Genomic DNA, 20,757 nt, shown 5'->3' on the forward strand with positions numbered 1-20,757 from the left:
ACCGGGAAAATCATGACACCCTTTCTATATCGCATAGCCCAAGCCTTTTACAAAAAATACGGTAACGAAATCTCTCGACTTGCATTTGTTTTTCCCAACCGGCGAAGCGGCATTTTTTTTCAAAAATATTTGGCCGAAGTTTCCGGGAAACCGATCTTCTCGCCCAAAGTAACCACGATAAACGACCTAATGGCCGAGCTATCGCCCTATACCTTAATAGACCGAATCAGCCTACTTGTAACGTTGTATAAAAAATACATCGAACTGAGAAAGAGCGATGAGACATTCGACAATTTCGTCTTTTGGGGAGACATGCTGTTAGGTGATTTCGACGATGTGGATAAATACATGGTCGATGCTCGGCAATTATTTACCAATATACACGATCTGAAAGAGATAGACGAATTTTATCTGACCGAAGAGCAAATAGAAATCGTCAAACGTTTCTGGGGGCATCTGTTTTTTCCTTCCACCGAAAGCGATAATAAACAGCAATTCATTCAACTGTGGCAAATCCTTTTCGATCTTTATACCGGATTACGAGATGAACTATCCTCCCGAAACAAAGCCTATGAAGGCATGATATTCCGAGACGTCGCCGAACAAAGTAAACGGAAAGAAGCTCTCGACTTACCTTATACACAAGTGGTATTTATCGGATTCAATGCTATCACCGAAGCCGAAAAAATATTCATGGAATATTTACGTGACATCGGCATAGGAGATTTCTATTGGGATTATTACGCTCCCACCTTGCAAGATTCATATAACAAAGCGGCGTTCTTTCTCAACGATAATAAACGAAGATTCCCATCAAAAATCGAGATCGACGAGCATATCGAACAAACGCCTCAGATCGAATTAATATCGATACCGTCGGCTGTCGGGCAGGCAAAACAAGCGACAGATATACTTCAAAGCCTTATCGACAATAATCATTTATCTCCCGAAAAGGCCATCAATACAGCCATCGTTCTCCCCGACGAAGAATTGTTGCTTCCTATGCTATACTCCATTCCACCGGAAATCTCTACGGTAAACATCACTATGGGATATACGTTGCAACACACCACTGTCGCAGCACTCATGGAATTGATATACCAAATGCAGCGCCACGTCCGGTTCTCAAAAGGAGAGCCGAGATTCTATCATCTCGATGTAAAACAATTATTGGGACATCGGTTCATAGCGTCCCGAATAGGCGAAAAAGCCTATCAAATAACGAATTTCATCAACGAAAACAATCGCACATTCGTTTCTCCAAAAGAATTAGGGAATCATCGACTGATAAAACTTCTGTTTCTTATCCCCCGTACGACAGATGAAGCGGCAGCCTATCTGATAGAATTGCTCGAATATTTGCAACAAGGTGGAAATAGGAGCGATTCATCAGAAGACGGCGACGAAGAAACTCCTGTGGGATTCTCGGCGATAGAACTGGAATTTATGTATCACTACTACATTACCGTCAAACGGTTACGTGATGTCATCGCCGAGCAAGATATAAAGATGACCGTAGAAACATTCTTTCGGCTATTGGGGAAAATGGCCGCTTCGATTTCCATACCGTTTCAAGGAGAGCCTTTATCGGGATTACAAATCATGGGCGTACTCGAAACTCGTGCGCTCGATTTCGATAATCTTATTATCCTTTCCATGAACGAAGGGGTGTTCCCCGTTAAGAAAGTAGCTGCCACATTCATTCCCTACAATTTAAGAAAAGGATTTGGCATGGCTACGACAGAGCATCAAGATAGTATTTATGCCTACTACTTTTACCGCATGATAAGCCGGGCTAAACGGGTATTCTTATTATACGACAGTCGCACCGACGGACTCAAAAGCGGAGAAGTGAGCCGATATATATACCAACTGAAATACCATTACCGCATACCCATACAAGAAATACAGATCAATTGCGACATAGCGACCTTCTCTCCGATAACAATCTCCATCGATAAACGGAAATATGGCATAGAAAAAAAATTAGCCGATTTCATGCAAGAAGGAAATAGCGCATTATCGGCCAGTGCAATAAATCGTTATTTGAACTGTCCTTTACAATTTTATCTGCAATACATCGAAAAGATAGAACAAACCGACGAAGTCGCAGAAAGCGTCGATAGCAGTACTTTCGGTAGCATTTATCACGGTATGATGCAAAAAATCTACAACCGTATCAAAGGCGAAAAAGAAAAAATAACTGTCACCGCCGACCACATCGACACCATACGCAAAGACAAAGGCTTGCTCACCCGGTATCTCGAAGAATGTTTTGCCAAAGAGTATTACAAAACTCCACATAGCCCCGAACCGCTAACCGGGTATGATTACCTGACTGGGGAAATCATTCTTAAACTGATTGACAAAACTCTGGAAAAAGACCGTGCCCTTACGCCTTTTTCCTATGTAGCCTCTGAACTTCCCATACATAAAAACATATCTATCGAAAACAACCGATCCATACAGTTGAAAGGCTTTATCGACCGGGTAGACGAACGTAACGGACTTATTCGTATCGTCGATTATAAAACCGGACGAGAAAGACTCGATTTCAAATCGGTAACAGAACTTTTCGACCCTTCTGAAAAAGATCGTAAAAAAGCAATCATGCAGGTGTTATTTTACTGCAAATTGTATAAACTAGACAAAGCACCTATGCAACCTTTACAGCCGTCTATTTATATTGTCCGTAACTTATTCGATAAATTCGAATCCTTCTTGAAATACGACAAAGAGCCTCTCACAGACTTTAACCTTGTAGAAAAAGAATTCGACCTATACCTTACTCGTTGTTTAGAAGATATATTCGACCTCGACAAACCATTTTCACAAACCACTGTTGAATCGCATTGTAAATATTGCGATTTCAAACAGTTGTGCAAACGATAACTCGAACAAATGAAAAGCGAATAAATTTTTCTACATAAGCTAATGTTCTTTCTCCAAGAAACATGGTATCGCCCAATTTATTTTAACTTCGCCCTTATACGGCTTAAACTTACAGGAGTAATTCCCAAATATGAGGCAAGACATTCTAAGGGAATTCTTTGTAACAAATCGGGAGTACGCTCCAACAAAACTCTATAACGTTCGGAAGCCGTCGTGAATAACAGTGGAATTAGTTTTTCCTCTGCTCGCAAAAATTCCAATTCGGCGAGTTTTCTCCCCCAATTCGCTATATCGATGTCTTCCTCAAACAAGCGATACAAATCGCTCCTCTTTAAGCAATACAAAAGAGAATCTTCCATAAGCTCTATGGTTTCGTATCCAGCCTCATTCTTTACATAACTTTTCAATGACATGATAGTCGCCCCCTCTTTCCCGATCCAAAACGTTATATCTTTACCTTCGTGCGAAACATAGGCCCTCACAATTCCTCTTTTTATAAAGAATATATCCGACTCGATTTTCCCTGCCTCCAATAGGCGATGCCCCTTAGGGAGTCCGAGTTCCAAAGAACAAGATAACAACCTATCCATCGATTTCTCCGATATCGGATATATGCTGTTGATTATGTCTCGTAAATCCATAAAACACGACTCATTCCAAGTATATTAAATACCTCTCAAAAAATCTTCGAGCGACTCTTTCCCCAAATTCAACTTTTGTCTCAAACGATAACGATTTTTCTTAACGCTCTCAGGTTGTAAAGAGAGCATTTGGGCTATATGTTTATTTTCCATACCTGTACGGATATATGCACATAAACGAAGCTCCCCTTCGGTAATAGATGGACACAAAGTCTTCAACCGAACAAAGAAATCGGGATGTACCTTTACAAATTGCATTTTAAAGAAATCCCATTCATCGTCGGTCCCCAAGTGCATTCTTATATTGTTACTAATTTGCAAAGCCGTGTTCGATTGAATATTTCCGGCATCTTTTTCTTTTTCCAACTCATCGACAAGAGATTCCAATACTTGGTTCTTCTCCATGATGATCAACGAATTGGAGGCAAGCTCCCTATCTTTGTACTCCAATTCCACTTTGAAACAATTATTCTGCAACATCTCATTCTCCAACCGAGTCACCAATTCTTTATTTTCCAACTCTTTCAATTGTTTCTTTATCTTCTCCTCCCTACTCTTTTTCCAAAATATATAACAAATCAATGCGGCAATACAAAGTATGAATGCACAAACGACAAGAATCAAAACGAACCGGAACCTGCCTCTTTCTTCCGCCTGCTGCAATTCGAGTTCCTGTTTCTCTATGGCCGCCCGGCTTTCCATACGTCTAATTTCAGCCAAACTGTTTACTTGGTCCAACGAATCTTTATATTGTTCATACTTGTTCAAATAAACATAAGCACTGTCCTCCTGCTGTATGGCAGCAAAACATTCCGACATATTCTTTATGACAGGAACGATGAGGTCGATATTCCGAATATTCATTCTACGGCATGCCTTTCTATAATAATACAAAGCACTATCCGGTCTATGATTATTTTGGTAAAAACGCCCCATAAAACACTCCGACTGAATCAACAGTCTTTTATTCGCAAATTCGGTAGACAATCGATACGCTTCTGAAACATATTTTTTACTCAGAGGTACATCATGTTCAGTCAACAATAACAAAGTATTGATATAGAAAGACGTATCTTCAACACAAACAGGATTTTCCAACAGCTTATAAAGAATTTTTTCGGCCTGCACCTCTTCATTCATCGAATATAAAACGCTCGAAATATTCAACTGGTTTTTTGCCCGATAAACCGGCTTATTCAGTTTCTTATAATAAGAATCTGCTTTCTGCAAATACTCCAACGCCTTAGGATAATCTTTCAGGCGACTCAGTATGTTTCCCATATCGATATAAGCATGAGCCAACATGAACAGATTGTTCGTCCGGGCATAATACTCCGATATTTTCTTTAAATTCTTATAAGCAACATGCGGCTGATTTTTATGCATAATTGTCCATAAATGAAAAACACGCATATAATCATAAACATAACGTATGGAATCTACCTGCTGATAGGCCTCATCAATTAAATGAATTGTAGAATCGGAATTATTCTTTTTAAGCTGCGACCTTGCATCCCAAAATTTAGCTCGCCACAGGTACATCGGTTCTTTATGGTGAGCTCTGGCTATGGTATATAATTCCTGTATCAACGAATCCCGATAATAAATACTATCGGTAGATATAAATTCCAATTCAAGCACATCTGCAATCGAATCGAATGTATTATCGATAGGCTTCCAATACGTCCCTATAACCTCACGCCCCCAAAAGTTAAAGGAATATAACCATAAACAAACGAATAAAAAACCTCTTTTCATGATACAAATATACGAAAAATGCCATCTGTCCACCGATTGTCCATTCTTTTTTTTCGAGAAAAGCAGCATATTAGTTTACATTTGTATATTAAAACTAAAAAATAGTGGTTAATATGAGAAAAGAAAAACTTTTTCATTTATTAGTATTATTAGGATTTACCTTATTATCCATGACCATCTCTGCCCAAACCGACAGTCGTGATGTTTACGGTTGGCTGAGATATGACGATTACAACCAAGACGAATACGGTATTTGTAAATTCAAAACCGATGCGGCCGATGACATTCAACCCGTATGGCCTTACGACCAAGCAAGAGTAGCCTGTGCAGGTGCATTCGCCGAAGGATTCTATTATGTTTATCTATATGAGACCGACGGTTATAATGCCACCCCTTACTCATTCAATCGCATAGATCTTTCCACCGGAGAGTCCACACAGGTCGCAGATTATAGAGGCATGCCATTTTTATTTCAGGATATGACATACGACTATTCGACCCAAACCATGTATGCCATCGGGTATGATGAAAGCGTCTATACAACACTGCTATTGAAAGTAAATCTAACCACCGGAGAAACGACCATTGCAGGAGAGATAGGCGAAAGCAAATATGTAGCCTTAGCCTGTTCTTATGAAGGTCAATTATATGCCATCGATGTAGACTATGGAGATTTATGGAGTATCGATAAATTTACGGGGGCAGCCACAGACATCGGCTATACCGGTGAACGGGTAAGCGAGGATCTTCAATCTATGGAGTTCGATCACGAAACAAATACTCTTTATTGGGCCGGATATAATTTTTGGGGAACGATAAATACCTCTACGGGAGCAGCAGAAGGGATTAGTAAATTAGGGAACTATGCACAAGTCGTAGGACTTTATATACCCTTCAAAAAAACGAATCCTAATGCTCCTGCCGAAATCTCGGATTTACAAATCACACCGGGAGCTAATGGAGAATTATCTGCCGAATTGAGTTGGACAAATCCATCTTTAACTTTCGGAGGGAATAAACTAACCAACTTAACAAAGATAGAAATTTATAGAAACGAACAACTCGTTCACGAAATCACAAACCCGACAATCGGAGAAAAAAGTAATTGGCAAGATACCGGAATACAACAAAATGGATCGGTTGTATATCGAATTACCGCAATCAATAACGAGGGAACAAGCAGCACCACGGCACAAGCAATATTTATAGGACGTGACGTACCGGCAGCTCCTTCCCAACTATCATTGATTGCCCTCGATGAAAACAGAGCAAAGATAACATGGACTACTCCACAAACCGGTGCAAACGGAGGTTGGATAGATGCCTCTGCTCTCACCTATAAAATTACTCGTCTTCCGGATTCTATCGTTGTAGCCGAAACTACGACCGGTAATGAGTATATAGATAATTCCATTACAAAACTAAATATCTATTCTTATCAGATACAAGCCATTACCCCCGATGGCGCAGGTCCAACCGCAACCACGGACAGGCTTGTCATGGGCCCGGCATTAACTGTACCTTACCGATGTAATTTCGCGACAGACGACCAATTCGCTCTCTGGAATGTGATCGACGCCAATAATGACAAATACACATGGAAACGGGAAACGACTCTTGCAGCCGCTTATTATTACTATAATGAAGATGGAGAAACCGGGGGAGACGATTGGTTGGTTTCTTCGCCGATTCATTTGGAAAAAGACAAAATCTATCGCTTAAAGTTTAAATTACAATCCTATGACGTAGGTTATCCCGAAAAGGTCGCCGTACATCTGGGTACAGGAGCTTCTGTCGCTGAACAGACGACCTTACTCGGCGACTACGAAATCGAAAGCAATACATTCGTCGAATATAAAGTCATTCTCCCCGAAAAGTTGGAATCAGGAAATTATCACATTTCTTTCCATTGCCACTCTGAGCCGTACATGTTTATCCTTTATGTAACCGACGTCTTATTAGAAGAAGTCAGCGAAGGGGTCTTATCGGGTGTCGTAACAAACGGACAAACACCTTTGGAGGGCGTGGAAGTAACCATAAAAGACGCTGAAACCAAATGCACTACCGATGAAAAAGGTTTCTATGAATTTAAAGAACTGGAAGCAGGGAACTATACATTGACGTTCAATAAAACAGGTTACCGCTATATCGAACAGAGCGATATAATCGTCGAAATGGGAGATACTGCGAAAATAAATACGACGTTGGAGGAACTGCCTACTTATTCCGTAAGCGGTAAAATAGTAAACAGTAAAAACGAACCTATCAGTCATGCGAAAGTATCGATAACCGGATATACCGATTACTCGACAGAATCCGGTTCCGACGGTACATTTATATTCCCACAAGTATATCAATCCAACCTATACGCACTAACCATCGAACGTTACGGGTTAAGCAACGATACACTGACTCTGAACATAGAAAATAGTAATATCGTTTTAGATGACATCATACTAAAAGACAAGCCTCTTCCACCCTATTCATTGCAAGCTGAAATTCAGGGAGAACAGGTAAAATTAGAGTGGAAAGAACCTATGGATACCCGTTTATTCCGTCACGATAACGGGATACATGGTGGAAGACTCGGAACAACAGGATCGACAGTAAAAAGCGTATATGGTTCGGTATTCAGAACACCGACCAAGCTAACCGGAATGACATGGTTCACAGAAAACTACCTTACCACACATCACACGGTCAATATTTTTGTGTTCGATTTAGATACCGAAGGAGAGCCCACTTCGACCATCTTATACTCTCAAACGAATGTTCCCAACAAAGATATGGAATGGAGCAGTTTTGAATTCCCGGAACCGATAAATGCACCGAATGGATACATGTTGGCACTCAGCTATGAAGGCCACGTCGGATTAGGACTCGATACAGGCGAAGGTCCCGACTATCCGTTTACCGAAAAAACAAATTGTTTCTCAGAGGATTACACGACCGGAAAGTTCACTTATACGGAAGAACACGATATCAAACGTTCTCTGATGATTCGCGGTATCGGTATTCTGATCGGTGAAGACGAATTACCGCCTGCCACGACAGATAAAAAATACCAAGTATGGAGACTAACCGCCGAACAGAAAGACACTCCGGAACAATGGGAATTATTAACCGCCGAAACAGTAGAGGCATATTCTTATACCGATACAAATTGGAGTTCCTTGAAACAAGGATTTTATCATTATGCAGTCAAAACCGTTTACAATAATGGAGAAATCGTTTCGCCGGCAGCATTCACGCAAACGTTAACGAAAGATATGTACACTCGGGTCACCCTCAATATAAAAACGAACACTCCTACCAACGAAGCGAAAGGAGCCCAAGTAGTTCTGACAAATATTGATGGAAACAGCGAACATATATACACCGGTACAACCGATGCTTCGGGTAAAATCGTCTTCTCCAATATATGGAAAGGGACTTACGATATAAACATTTCATTAAAAGGATTCAATAACTACACAGCTGAATCCGAAGACTTTTCCACTGAAAACAGTTACGAAAAATCTGGCTACGTATTACAAGAATATATCGTCAATCCGTTCAATCTCGAAGTGGTGAAAACCGACAACGAACAGGAGCGTATGTTCAAATGGAACGTGGCGGAACATCTTTTCGACGATTTTGAAACTCATACCGATTTTGTCATCAACTCGGCAGGAAACATAGGCTGGACTTATATCGACGGTGACGGTCAAGAAACTTATGGAATCGACGACGTAGACTACATCAATGCGACTCTTCCGAAAGCCTATATGATCTTTAACCCATACGCTACCGACCCCAACATCGCTCTTTTCGATCCTAATATCAGACCTCGTAGCGGAGAAAAATACTTAGCTTCATTCCCTGCACGTCCGGGTGCGAACAATGACTTTATCATTTCTCCCGAACTGAACTTCAATCGAAACTTTATATTGAAGTTTTATGCCAAGAGTTATACGGAAGATTATGGTAAAGAGTTGATGAACGTAGGATATTCGGTCACCGGTAATGACGCAACCGATTTCATCTGGCTGAACGGAGAAAAACCGATAGAAGTTCCGATGGGAAATTGGACGGAATATAAATATACCATTCCTGCCGAAGCCAAATATATAACGATTAACTGCGTCTCCAATAATATTTTCGTCTTTATGGTCGACGATATATTCATCGGAGTAGAGTTACCAGAAGGAGTCGATTTAAACAACATGAAAGAAAATATCTCTTTCGAAGTCTATTTAGATGGTGAAAAAATCAACACGACCCAACAGAGCAATTATCTGTTCTCCGGTCTGAATAAAGGTAAACATAAAGCAGGTGTGAAAGCTGTCTTTTCTTCGGTAACGACCCCTATGACAGAAATAGAGTTTGATGTGGAAGAAGGCAGCGGAATAGAAGAAAACCAATTAAACGGCAGAACGATTCACCCCAATCCGGCAAAAGAGACAGTAACAGTTTCCGGTGAATATGACTACTTGTCCATATTCGATATATCCGGGAATGAAAAGTCTCGTTATTCTTATGGAGAAACAATAAACGTACGGAACCTGCCATCGGGTATCTACATCGTCAGAATCGTTTCCGGCAGCCAAACAGAGGTGACCAAATTGGTCGTGACTAAATAATAATTTTCTAATTATATTTCGAAGAATCCCGATACATAACGATGTATCGGGATTTTTTTACTACGTTCGATATCATTCATCATTAATCGTCAAAAACTTATTTCACTTCTTATCAAATGTAAAGTAAAAATAGGCGGGACTGGAATAACTTTGCACCGTTTTCAAATTAACCTCTCGATTTTATGACGAACTGGATTATTTTGATTGTAGCAGGATTCTTCGAATCGTGTTTCGCTTTTTGCTTAGGAAAAATGAAAGGAGTTGTAGGCCTCGAATATTACTTTTGGGGCATAGGTTTTCTAGCTTGTCTGGCTCTAAGTATGATACTTCTGGCCAAAGCCATACAGACAATTCCTATCGGCACGGCCTACCCTGTATGGACAGGAATCGGCGCTGTCGGTACGGTGATAGTAGGCATCGTCTTTTTCCATGAACCTGCAACTTTCGGTCGACTGTTTTTCGTTACGACATTAATTGCATCAATCATAGGTCTGAAAATGGTTTAATTAGAAATAAATAGTAATATATGTTCAAAGAGATAATGGCTGCCACCGAACACAACAACCTTAAACCGATACAGACGAAAAATAAATGAGAAATAAACTACAACCGTGTTCTTTACTATTCTCCGAGCTGTCGTTTTATCCACTCCATCACCACAGCCACGGCATAATGTTGTTCCTCATCGGTCAATTCTCGACCGGCCGGTATACGATGCCATTTTTCGAAACAACCTCGGCAACAACACCCGGTGGCATGTTGAGCTATAAACACGGGATGCCCGCGCATGGGAGTTTGTTTACCATCGTTGGGAATCACGGCCGGAGCCAATCGTTTACGAATAAAATCGGCGGCATGACGGGCAATCGTATCCTCTCCTTTTTCTTTCAGATACACTATTTCCTTAGTAGTTAAACGAAATTTGCTGCGGAACCGGGACTGTGAAAGTCGTTCGAAAAGGTCTCCCCAATCATAGGTATTGGGTAAAGCCTCTGTTTTTTCGACAGAAGTCGATTCAGGGAATAATTCACCGCAGAAAAAATCGCTTCCTTTAACCTTCTTCATGAGACAAAAACAACAGAGGTTGACCTACAAAATCATCTCCATTCCTACTTTTTGAGGTTTTAAACCACATTTTTCATAAAACGTCATAGCCGATTCGTTGCAACACCACACATTTAAAGTGACATTGTAACACCCTTGTTCCTTAGCCAACCGAACCACCGCATCATAAATCACTTTACCCACACCATTGCCCCGTTGGCCTTCATCGACACACAAATCGTCGATATACAGAGTCTTTATATCCGTGAGGATATGACTATCCCGATGTTGCTGAAAAATACAAAACGCATATCCCAAGACTCTATCTTTATCATCTGCCGCTACCAAAACCGGGGTATCACAATCGGACATAATTTTTCTTAATTCTTCATCTGTATATTTTTTCTTCCCGGATTTAAATAAATCGGGGCGTCCTCGATGATGAATACTATTCACTTGAACCAAAAGTTTGTTTATCTGCTCTATATCCTTTTCTTCTGCAAACCTTATTATCATTGTGCTTATACTCTTTTTCATTACGAAGATACTGATTCTTGAATATAAAAAGAAATGTCACCACCCCCAAAAATCTATCTTTCCCCAATCTCACGGCACATATCACTCTGCGGAACAATCATCGAAGAATCAACAAAAAGGATATATTTCACTAATAATCAAAACAATACAAATAAAAATTCATAAATATCAATCAAAATAAATACCCAAGAGTAAAGTATAATATATAGATTTTATCGAAAAACGATAATTATTTATTGATTTTCTTTTTGAATTAAAATTTTATATGTATGTTTGCACTATATTAAGAATGAAAGATAAACCGGTTACAATCCTTTTTATTCACAAAAAATCTATCTTTGTAAAAATAGAATGAAACAAACAATAAATAAAAACAAGGAACAATGAAAAAATTTTTCACCACGACATTCGCCTGCGTATTGGGCGTAATGATTGCAGGAATATTATTAACCTTATTGTCCATCGCCGCATTAACCGGAATGGCGGTTTCGACAGAAACCGAATACACAGCGAAACCAAACACTATCATGAAATTGGATTTAGGTATCGTTACCGACCGTAGCCAAGAAGATTTCATGAGCGTTTTGTTTGGGAATCAACAAAAAACAGACGGTCTTGACAACATCATTAAAGCTATAAAAACGGCCAAGACAAACCCGAACATTGCCGGCATATACATCGATGCTAACGGCTCTTCCCTCGGTGTTGCCACTCTCGACCGCATACACCGGGCTCTGAAAGATTTCAAAGAGAGCGATAAATTCATCTATGCTTATGCCGACGACTACACACAACGCGAATATCTACTGAGTGCGATAGCCGACAGTGTCGTTCTAAATCCGGTAGGAGCTATCGATTTCAGAGGGCTGGCAAGTCAAATAATGTTTGTAAAAGGGCTTTACGATAAATTGGGTATCGAAGTCCAAGTCCTAAAAGTAGGAACATACAAATCGGCGGTAGAACCTTATATCAACACGCAAATGAGTGAAGCGAACCGCGAGCAGACGATGGCCTACATGACTCCTATTTGGAATCATCTTCTCGAACAACTTTCGCAAGACCGAGACATATCGGTGGACCAGCTGAACAATCTGGCCGACACTCTATTGGTGACAGTCGATGCCAAAGAATTAATTGCCAAAGGATTGGTCGATACGTTAATGTACCGTCCTCAAATGAACGAATTTCTGAAAGCCAAAGTGGGAATAGATAAAGACGATGATTTAATCTTCGCATCAATCAACGAAGTAGCATCGATCAAGCAAGCCCCAAATAAAGCCAAAGACGAAATTGCTATCGTCTATGCCGAGGGAGGAATCGATATGGGTGAAACTAACGGAGTGAACACCGCCAAGCTGGTCGAAGATTTAACCAAAATACAAAACGATAAAAACGTAAAAGCAGTTGTTCTCCGGGTTAATTCTCCGGGTGGAAGTGCTTATGGTTCGGAACAAGTATGGGCTGCTATCGAAGCTATTAAAGCTGCCGGAAAACCAGTAGCCGTATCGATGGGCGATGTCGCTGCATCGGGTGGATATTACATCTCTTGCAATGCCGACCGTATCTTTGCAAATCCCACTACATTGACAGGCTCGATCGGCATTTATGGCTTAATCCCTAACTATAAAGGTTTATTGACTGGTAAATTAGGACTTACATTCGACGGCGTACAAACCAATAAATATGGTAATTTCCCCTCGGTAAGCCGGGCTATGACAACCGATGAACATCGGCAAATGCAACAATACATAGAACGAGGCTACGAATTATTCACCACTCGTTGCGCCGAAGGCCGTGGCATGAGCATCGAGGCAATCAAAAAAATCGCCGAAGGTCGTGTGTGGGACGGTGCAACAGCCCTCGAAATAGGTCTGGTCGATGAATTGGGAGATTTGGATGCTGCTATCGAATGGGTTGCTCAAAAAGCCAAACTCGACAAATATAAAACAAGTGCTTATCCAAAACAAAAAACGGCTATGGAACAATTAATGGACGAGCTGGGAATGAATGTTCGCTCAAAAATAGCCGCTTCTTATTTAGGTGAAAATTATAAATATTTCAAAGCGTTGGAGCAATGCCAAAATATAGATCCCGTACAATACCGTATGGAAGACATTGAGCTCTACTAAGTCTTATGTACGGAAAATCGGTTAAGATAAACCATTGGCTCATTCCGGTCAGTTGGCTATATGGACTCGGAGTAGAGATTAGAAACAAACTCTTCGACTGGGGCATTCTCCCGGCCGAAGAGTTTGACATACCCGTCATATCAGTAGGTAACCTTGCCGTAGGAGGAACAGGCAAAACGCCTCACATCGAATACTTGATCGAATTACTCGGTCATAAATATCATATTGCCGTACTCAGCAGAGGATACAAACGGAAAAGTAGAGGATTCATATTGGCCGATGACAAGTCTACCGCCCGTGAAATAGGAGACGAACCTTACCAGATAAAAAGAAAATACCCCAATATAACCGTCGCGGTAGATGCCAATCGCCGTCGAGGTATCAAACAATTAAAAAAACAAATACCCGACATCGATGTGATTCTACTCGACGATGCTTTCCAACATCGCTATGTTACGCCGTTGTCCTCGATAGTACTGACCGACTACAATAGAGCTTTACACCTCGACAAACTATTACCGGCGGGACGATTACGTGAATCTCGACACGAATTGTCGAGAGCCAATATGGTCATCGTAACCAAGTGTCCAATAGATATGAAACCTATTGAATATAATATTATATCTCGTTGGTTACACCTGTTTCCCTACCAAAATCTATATTTCTCCACTCTTTCTTACGGTCATCTGCAAGCAGTATTCCCCGATACTGCCATAGGAGAAATATCGCTAAAAGATATATCGAGAAAAGACGGATTGATGGTAGTAACCGGAATCGCCAACCCGGCTCCCATGCTGCAATACATCTCTCATTTTCACGACCTGCGAGAAAAGTTACTTTATCCCGATCATCATAACTTCACTTCAAACGATCTGAACGATATAACGACACGATTTTCGGCCTTGAAAGGAGAGAAAAAATACATCATCACCACAGAAAAAGATGCAGCGAGACTACGATCGGTCCCATTCGATGACGCAATAAAAAAAGCGCTCTATTTTCTTCCGATACATGTTCGTTTCATGCAACATACCGGAACATCATTCGATGAAAAAATTTCAGACATAATCTATAAGAACCGCAGATCGAAACAAGTGAAAAAATAACTTCGAAGCCGCATTGAGTTTTTTATGCCAGATTAAGATCATCGCACAAAATATCTATCTACAAAAATTAAAACAGTTTCTTAAAACTCCACGGTAATTCCCAATGTCGGCAGAATCACTCCGCTTTGTTGGGCGATGTATTTCATGCGATACCGTTCTGTCCCGTCATTATCCACATATTTTTCGCCCGTGCTTATCAATACCAGAGGATTATCGTATTTAAAATTCAGCACATTCTGTAAATCTACATAAAATCCCAACATCACACCTTTGAAATAAAACGACTTATCCACTCTGATATCAGCCTCATAGAAAGTTTTCAAACGTCCTGTATTATACCGCTCATAATCATAATATGGTCTAGCCGTGGCATCCCACGCCGGAACAAGAGACGAAGTATACTCATCATAAGGAGTATATGGAGCCCCTCCCATCAACCTGAATTTCAATCCTATATCCCAATTTTTAGGTAACTTATACGTCCCGGACAAAGTAAAAAGATGACGATAATCCCATGCCGACGGTATATAAATCCCGGTGGCCGGATCCTCGAACTGACTACGATACCATGTATAAGAAGCCAATGCCGTAAACCGCCCCATACCAAACCAACGGAGCATCACTTCCAAACCATAGGCTCTGCCTCGCGCAGTCGAGCTTGCCGCCTCATTACCCGACACACCATAGTCCGTCCCCTTACAGGCCAATGGAATACTATCCCTTAGAGACAACGGTGAATGAGTATATTTTTTATAAAACCCTTCAACCGTCAAACGTGCCCACTTGTTGATATAATACTCCACTCCAACGACAGCTTGGTCGGAACAAACATATTTCAATCTCGATTTATTTATCAAAACATTATCCTCTTGATACCCCATTGTCGTATATGCCGGTAACTGATAAAACCGACCTATGCTACCATTCAAAAAGAAATTCCCTATCACATTATACGAAAGCGACAACCGGGGAGAAAATTGTTTGAAAGGATTATTCGTCAAAGAAGAATAATTACAAGCATCGAGACGAAATCCAAATGAAGCCGAAAAACGATCGTCGGCCGACTTATATCCAGAAGTTGCGAAGATACCCCATTTGAACAGACCCAAATCCGTTTTATATCTTATTTCCTTAGAGATATTGGTAAATGCACGTTGAAACGTATTATTCCTATAAACGGCATAATCGACATTAAATCCAGCGGTCAAATCAAACAGCCCCACCAATGACCTGTTCTCGAACCTCAAATGATTTTCAATCTCGTCCGATTTAAGCCTCAAAGTCAGATTATCGGTAGAAGATTCATCATTATCCCTATACTTAATATTACTGTTATTCATAAAACTACGGCTCAACACGACCGTCTGTGTATGATTGCCCGAATAATGCTTATAGACTGCACCCAGAGTATAGGTATTCTGTTTAATGGTAGGTAAATAATTCAACAGATATTGTTTCGATTCATCTTCGGGATCCGTTTCCGTGTTCAACTTCATATCGTCTATCGCGCCCAATCCCAAGACCGTAAGCTCATGTTCCTGTGAAAAACGGGTCTTTACCTTGAACTGAGCGTCGGTATAACGGGGCAAAAACGGCATATCGAGCAAGGAAAATAGTAATTGCAAATAAGACTGCCTTACTGAAACGATATAAGTCGTCTTATTCCCAATATGTCCTTTCGAGGTCAAAGCCAACTCCGAAGCTCCAACGGTTCCTTTAAAAGTATATTTATCGGGAGTACCGTCGAGCAGTTTAAAATCGAATACAGAACTTAAAGCATTTCCTCGACTTACAGGAAAAGCCCCCGTATAGAAATTAACCTCACGGATAAGATCGGCATCAATAATCCCAACTGGCCCCCCCGATGCACCTTGTGTGCTGAAATGGTTGATATTAGGTATCTCTACCCCGTCTAAGAAAAACTTATTTTCCGAAGGACCTCCACCCCTTATCATCAAATCATTCCTGTACCCGTTTCCCACAGCCGAAGCCACACCGGGAAAAGAATTTACGACTTTCGAAATATCCCGGTTTGCGCCCGGACTTTTTTCTATCTCCTGCACACCGATAACCCTCATAGCGATAGGACTCTCTATCGAACTTCTAAACGGAGCGGCCACAACACTTACCTCGCTTAAAGCCACCTGCGATTCTTCCAACGCTATATCAAGCGTATAATCATAAGACGATATACGAAACTCAGGAGAGACATAAGTTTTATATCCGACAGAAGAAACCTGTATGCGGTACATTCCCGGAGATAAATTTCCAATGAAATAATTACCCAAAGAATCGGTCATCGTCCCCATCGAAGTATTCCAAATACCCACACTGACAAAGGGCAATCCCTCACCCGTTGCATGAGACGTCACCACTCCTTTTACAGAATACGTTTGAGCTCCATAAGCCGAAATAAATACAAAAAAGAGAAAGACAAAAAGTGTATGTAACCGCAACATAAACAATCCTTTTTTAAGAGTACAAAGATAAATATATTTTTGTTCTCGATTCAAAAAAGAAAATAACCGATTACGTACGTTCAAAAAATTATCCGTATAAATAAAAAACAATAGTACCATGAAAAATTTATCAAATTTCAATCTGCTGATTATCATTTTATTATTCTCGTCTTGCCGACAACAGCCCTTTACAGGAACAGTCCACATAATCCCCTACCCCAACCAAATCGCCATCGGAACTCAATATAGGCCGATAGGGAAAAACTTATCGATTTACCTATCTCCCGAAAGTGGAATGGACAAAGATTATATCGAAGACCTCTTGTCCGATACCGGTGTCAAATGTAAGTTTACTAATTTTAAATGGATAGCCGATTTAACGTTCGACATAGAACCCGATACAATCGGCCTAGAAGGCTATCGGCTCGTATCCAACGACTATGGAACAAAAATTACGGCCTCCAATACAAAAGGTCTATTCTATGGATTACAGACATTCAGACAACTAATAACATCTCAAAACAATACGCTTGTTATTCCGTTCGTCGAAATAGCCGATAGCCCTAAATTTCTCTGGCGGGCCCTCATGCTGGACGAAGGCCGTTATTTCAAAGGAAAAAAAGAAGTTAAAAAGCTATTGGACGAAATGGCTCGTCTCAAAATGAATACGTTTCATTGGCATTTGACCGACGATCAAGGGTGGCGAATCGAGATAAAAAAATATCCGTTACTGACCAAAATCGGAGGGAAACGAGATTCTACCCAAATAGGGAATTGGAACAGTAACATTTACGATGGAAAAGTACACGAGGGATTTTATACACAAGAAGAAATCAAAGAAATAATAGACTATGCAGCCAAGCGACAAATAACTATCGTTCCCGAAATCGAAATGCCGGGGCATGCTTCTGCGGCTATTGCAGCTTATCCCCAGTTAGGAACAGAAAAACAATCTATCAAGGTTCCTACACGCTTCGGAGTACAATACCATGCTTATAACGTCGCCGACCCCAAAGTCATACAATTTATAAAAGATGTTTTAGACGAAGTATGTAACCTTTTCCCCTCGGAAACAATTCACATCGGAGGAGACGAAGTCAAATACGACCAATGGAAAAAATCGGCACAGGTACGTAATTTCATGAAAGAACAGAATATAAAAACACCTGCCGATCTCCAAATATGGTTCACAAATACCATTTCCCATTACCTGGAAAACAAAAAAAAGCACATGATGGGCTGGAATGAAATTACCGGAGTTAAAATACACGATTACACCGATTTTGAGGATGCAGCCTCCGGAGCATCGCTTGCAGAAGGAACCATCGTACATTTTTGGAGAGGAGACCCTTCTTTGATCAAACAAACAGTCAAAAAAGGATACCAAGTGGTTAACTCCTATCACGAATATACCTACCTCGATTATGACACGGCATACACTTCTCTCGAAAAAGCATACCATTTCGATCCTTTGGTGGGTATCACCGGAAAAGAAACGGATTTAATTATCGGAATAGGAGCCCAAATGTGGGGAGAATGGATACCTACCCCTTCGGACATGTACCGTAAATTATATCCTCGTATAGCGGCTTTTGCCGAATGTGGCTGGACCTCACCTTCAAATAAATCATGGAAACGTTTTAATCAAGCGGCCTACAAAGAAAATCTCCGTTGGAAACAATTATACCAATAAATATTAATATTTATTCTAAAAAATCTACATAGGTAATTATTGATTTATCTATGTAGATTTTTAGAATTATAAAACTTCATTCTTTTCATTCCTTAAATATTGTTTTTCTATCATTTTTTACCGTAATTTGATGCCGATAAAACAAGCTGCTCCTCGACAGCATCACTTTATGCAAATCACCAGTCAACAAATAGAAGAGATACGTGCAGGCAAAATCAAAACATTCGAGATTTTGTTCAACGCATATTATCCTCGGGTTAAAAGCTTTGCATTCGGTATGATAAAAGATCAATACGAAGCCGAGGAAATAGCACAAAATGTATTCTTAAAGTTGTGGTCCAATCGGGAAAAACTCTCGTCCGACAACACTTTGAGCAGTTACATATTCACCATCGTGCAAAATGAAGTTTACGATTTTTTTCGAGAAAAACACTATTCGCTCGGATACCAAGAAAAAATGTTGTCTACTCCACAAAATTTACAGTACGAAATCGATTCGGAATATAACATCAAAGAAATAAAATCCATTGTCAATCGTACGTTGCAAAACATGCCTCCGCAACGAAGGACAATATACCAAATGAGCCGAGAACAATTCTTAAGCAATGACGAAATCGCCAAAACCCTCGGTTTATCCAAACGTACGGTAGAAAAACACATCAGCCTCGCATTGGCTACCATTAAAAAAAATTTAGGAGACTTCCTTTTCTGGCTGTTTATATTCTTTATTAAATAAATAGCTGTTATCTCCTATCGTCATTTTCTTTCCGATAAAGATTTATATTAAAATTTTTTCACGGTCGTTACGTGTGTAATTTCCTTCAATCGTATAATATTATATAAGATAAAATTATGCAGAATCCAACTCCAACCAGACAAGAACTATCCAGTTATTTTTTCGACCGGTGCACGCCCGAAATAAGCAATAAGGTCGAACGCTGGTTTTTCAAGAACGGTAACAGTCAAGAAGCCAAAAAGTTATTATTCTCCTTATGGGAAGAATTGGAAGATACTACATCATCTACTTCTCCCGAAGAGATACAAGCCGCTTTCGAGCAATTCAAAGCCCGACTACTGAGCTCCGCACCCCAAGAAAACAAGTCTAAAAAACCAAACTTGTTTCTCTGGATACAACGTATTGCGGCAATCCTCATTCTCCCTCTGATTATATTTTCGGGGTACTTATTCTATCAACACCAAAAAGAAGAAAACATAGTGTGGATAGAAAAAAGTGCCGGATATGGCGACATCAAACATATCACTTTGCCCGATAACACTACTGTATGGTTGAATGCCGGCAGCACTATTATTTACCCCGAAGAGTTCATCGGCCGTTTCCGGCAAATATTCTTTACGGGAGAAGGTCATTTTTCTGTGGCAAAAAATAAAGAAAAACCATTCATCATTAAATCGAACGAAAGCAGTATAGAAGTTTTAGGAACCCAATTCAATTTAAAATCGTACAGCAACGACAACAGAATAGAAGTAGCCCTTCTCGATGGATCGGTAGCGTTCTGTTATCCGAGTACGACAGACCAAGAAATGAAATGTATCCTCTCTCCGGGCGAGCAAGTTTATTACAATCGCACAACCCACAATCTGGAAAAGAAAAATTTTATCCTATCCGACTATTCTTCATGGAAAGATGGAAAATACTATTTCAAAAACGAAACATTGGAAAATATTGCCAAACAGTTAGAGCGGAATTTCGATGTCAACATAATTATCAAAAACGATTCACTCAAACAAATTCCTTATCACATGGCATTTGTCAACAACGAAACTTTAGACGACATTCTATCGGCCATGAATTTAGACGGATATTTAACAATCAAACGAGATGGTAAAATCATAGAAATTTATTGACAATCAAACT

Annotated in this window: 13 protein-coding genes; 8 read left to right on the top strand and 5 right to left on the bottom strand. The window is 40.2% G+C overall.

Translation table 11 applies throughout. The annotated features are described in order from the left end of the window. Window positions 1-12: 12 nt before the first annotated feature. Complete coding sequence (locus HMPREF9448_RS00455; protein ID WP_008860723.1) at window positions 13-2,892, top strand: PD-(D/E)XK nuclease family protein; 2,880 nt, start codon at window positions 13-15, stop codon at window positions 2,890-2,892. A 77-nt stretch (window positions 2,893-2,969) separates the two neighbouring features. Here HMPREF9448_RS00455 and HMPREF9448_RS00460 read toward each other — a convergent pair whose 3' ends face one another. After that, window positions 2,970-3,533: a Crp/Fnr family transcriptional regulator gene (locus HMPREF9448_RS00460; RefSeq protein ID WP_008860724.1), complete on the bottom strand. Its 564-nt coding sequence runs from the start codon at window positions 3,531-3,533 to the stop codon at window positions 2,970-2,972. Between the two features lie 24 nt (window positions 3,534-3,557). After that, a complete protein-coding gene (locus HMPREF9448_RS00465) occupies window positions 3,558-5,291 on the bottom strand; it encodes a tetratricopeptide repeat protein (RefSeq protein WP_157260313.1) in 1,734 nt (577 codons plus the stop codon). Between the two features lie 113 nt (window positions 5,292-5,404). Between HMPREF9448_RS00465 and HMPREF9448_RS00470 the strand changes: the two genes are divergently transcribed. Both HMPREF9448_RS00470 and HMPREF9448_RS00475 read left to right on the top strand, forming a co-directional pair. Next, window positions 5,405-9,913 (top strand): carboxypeptidase regulatory-like domain-containing protein, encoded by a 4,509-nt coding sequence (locus HMPREF9448_RS00470; RefSeq protein ID WP_008860726.1) that lies wholly within the window; start codon window positions 5,405-5,407, stop codon window positions 9,911-9,913. A gap of 182 nt (window positions 9,914-10,095) precedes the next feature. Continuing rightward, window positions 10,096-10,419 carry a DMT family transporter gene (locus HMPREF9448_RS00475; RefSeq protein ID WP_008860727.1) on the top strand — a complete coding sequence of 108 codons (324 nt, stop codon included), beginning with the start codon at window positions 10,096-10,098 and terminating at the stop codon, window positions 10,417-10,419. A gap of 115 nt (window positions 10,420-10,534) precedes the next feature. Here HMPREF9448_RS00475 and HMPREF9448_RS00480 read toward each other — a convergent pair whose 3' ends face one another. Together HMPREF9448_RS00480 and HMPREF9448_RS00485 are read right to left on the bottom strand one after the other, a co-directional pair. Next, window positions 10,535-10,978: a DUF4186 domain-containing protein gene (locus HMPREF9448_RS00480; protein WP_008860728.1), complete on the bottom strand. Its 444-nt coding sequence runs from the start codon at window positions 10,976-10,978 to the stop codon at window positions 10,535-10,537. Between the two features lie 24 nt (window positions 10,979-11,002). Further along, window positions 11,003-11,473 carry a GNAT family N-acetyltransferase gene (locus HMPREF9448_RS00485; protein ID WP_008860729.1) on the bottom strand — a complete coding sequence of 157 codons (471 nt, stop codon included), beginning with the start codon at window positions 11,471-11,473 and terminating at the stop codon, window positions 11,003-11,005. Window positions 11,474-11,877: 404 nt separating this feature from the next. Here HMPREF9448_RS00485 and sppA point away from each other — a divergent pair, with 404 nt between their 5' ends. Then, entirely contained in the window at window positions 11,878-13,623 is a 1,746-nt protein-coding gene (sppA, locus tag HMPREF9448_RS00490; protein WP_008860730.1) for a signal peptide peptidase SppA, read from the top strand. Window positions 13,624-13,628: 5 nt separating this feature from the next. After that, window positions 13,629-14,729 carry a tetraacyldisaccharide 4'-kinase gene (gene lpxK, locus HMPREF9448_RS00495; RefSeq protein ID WP_008860731.1) on the top strand — a complete coding sequence of 367 codons (1,101 nt, stop codon included), beginning with the start codon at window positions 13,629-13,631 and terminating at the stop codon, window positions 14,727-14,729. A gap of 80 nt (window positions 14,730-14,809) precedes the next feature. On the opposite strand, the gene HMPREF9448_RS00500 is transcribed toward lpxK, so the two are convergent. Beyond that, a complete protein-coding gene (locus HMPREF9448_RS00500) occupies window positions 14,810-17,188 on the bottom strand; it encodes a TonB-dependent receptor (protein WP_008860732.1) in 2,379 nt (792 codons plus the stop codon). A 118-nt stretch (window positions 17,189-17,306) separates the two neighbouring features. Here HMPREF9448_RS00500 and HMPREF9448_RS00505 point away from each other — a divergent pair, with 118 nt between their 5' ends. The 3 genes from HMPREF9448_RS00505 (at window position 17,307) to HMPREF9448_RS00515 (ending at window position 20,747) form a co-directional block, all read left to right on the top strand. Further along, complete coding sequence (locus HMPREF9448_RS00505; RefSeq protein ID WP_008860733.1) at window positions 17,307-18,881, top strand: beta-N-acetylhexosaminidase; 1,575 nt, start codon at window positions 17,307-17,309, stop codon at window positions 18,879-18,881. Between the two features lie 130 nt (window positions 18,882-19,011). Then, window positions 19,012-19,617, top strand: a complete 606-nt coding sequence (locus HMPREF9448_RS00510) for an RNA polymerase sigma-70 factor (RefSeq protein ID WP_008860734.1) — start codon at window positions 19,012-19,014, stop codon at window positions 19,615-19,617. Between the two features lie 116 nt (window positions 19,618-19,733). Further along, on the top strand, window positions 19,734-20,747 hold the full coding sequence (locus tag HMPREF9448_RS00515) for a FecR family protein (RefSeq protein WP_008860735.1): 1,014 nt from the start codon (window positions 19,734-19,736) through the stop codon (window positions 20,745-20,747). Window positions 20,748-20,757: the final 10 nt, after the last annotated feature.

Source organism: Barnesiella intestinihominis YIT 11860 (assembly GCF_000296465.1).
Taxonomy (GTDB): Bacteria; Bacteroidota; Bacteroidia; order Bacteroidales; family Barnesiellaceae; genus Barnesiella; species Barnesiella intestinihominis.

Bases quoted from the DNA above. Each gene is read 5' to 3' on its own strand.
- HMPREF9448_RS00455 (WP_008860723.1), top strand. From the start codon at position 13: ATGACACCCTTTCTATATCGCATAGCCCAAGCCTTTTACAAAAAATAC.
- HMPREF9448_RS00460 (WP_008860724.1), bottom strand. From the start codon at position 3,533: ATGGATTTACGAGACATAATCAACAGCATATATCCGATATCGGAGAAA.
- HMPREF9448_RS00465 (WP_157260313.1), bottom strand. From the start codon at position 5,291: ATGAAAAGAGGTTTTTTATTCGTTTGTTTATGGTTATATTCCTTTAAC.
- HMPREF9448_RS00470 (WP_008860726.1), top strand. From the start codon at position 5,405: ATGAGAAAAGAAAAACTTTTTCATTTATTAGTATTATTAGGATTTACC.
- HMPREF9448_RS00475 (WP_008860727.1), top strand. From the start codon at position 10,096: ATGACGAACTGGATTATTTTGATTGTAGCAGGATTCTTCGAATCGTGT.
- HMPREF9448_RS00480 (WP_008860728.1), bottom strand. From the start codon at position 10,978: ATGAAGAAGGTTAAAGGAAGCGATTTTTTCTGCGGTGAATTATTCCCT.
- HMPREF9448_RS00485 (WP_008860729.1), bottom strand. From the start codon at position 11,473: ATGATAATAAGGTTTGCAGAAGAAAAGGATATAGAGCAGATAAACAAA.
- sppA (WP_008860730.1), top strand. From the start codon at position 11,878: ATGAAAAAATTTTTCACCACGACATTCGCCTGCGTATTGGGCGTAATG.
- lpxK (WP_008860731.1), top strand. From the start codon at position 13,629: ATGTACGGAAAATCGGTTAAGATAAACCATTGGCTCATTCCGGTCAGT.
- HMPREF9448_RS00500 (WP_008860732.1), bottom strand. From the start codon at position 17,188: ATGTTGCGGTTACATACACTTTTTGTCTTTCTCTTTTTTGTATTTATT.
- HMPREF9448_RS00505 (WP_008860733.1), top strand. From the start codon at position 17,307: ATGAAAAATTTATCAAATTTCAATCTGCTGATTATCATTTTATTATTC.
- HMPREF9448_RS00510 (WP_008860734.1), top strand. From the start codon at position 19,012: ATGCCGATAAAACAAGCTGCTCCTCGACAGCATCACTTTATGCAAATC.
- HMPREF9448_RS00515 (WP_008860735.1), top strand. From the start codon at position 19,734: ATGCAGAATCCAACTCCAACCAGACAAGAACTATCCAGTTATTTTTTC.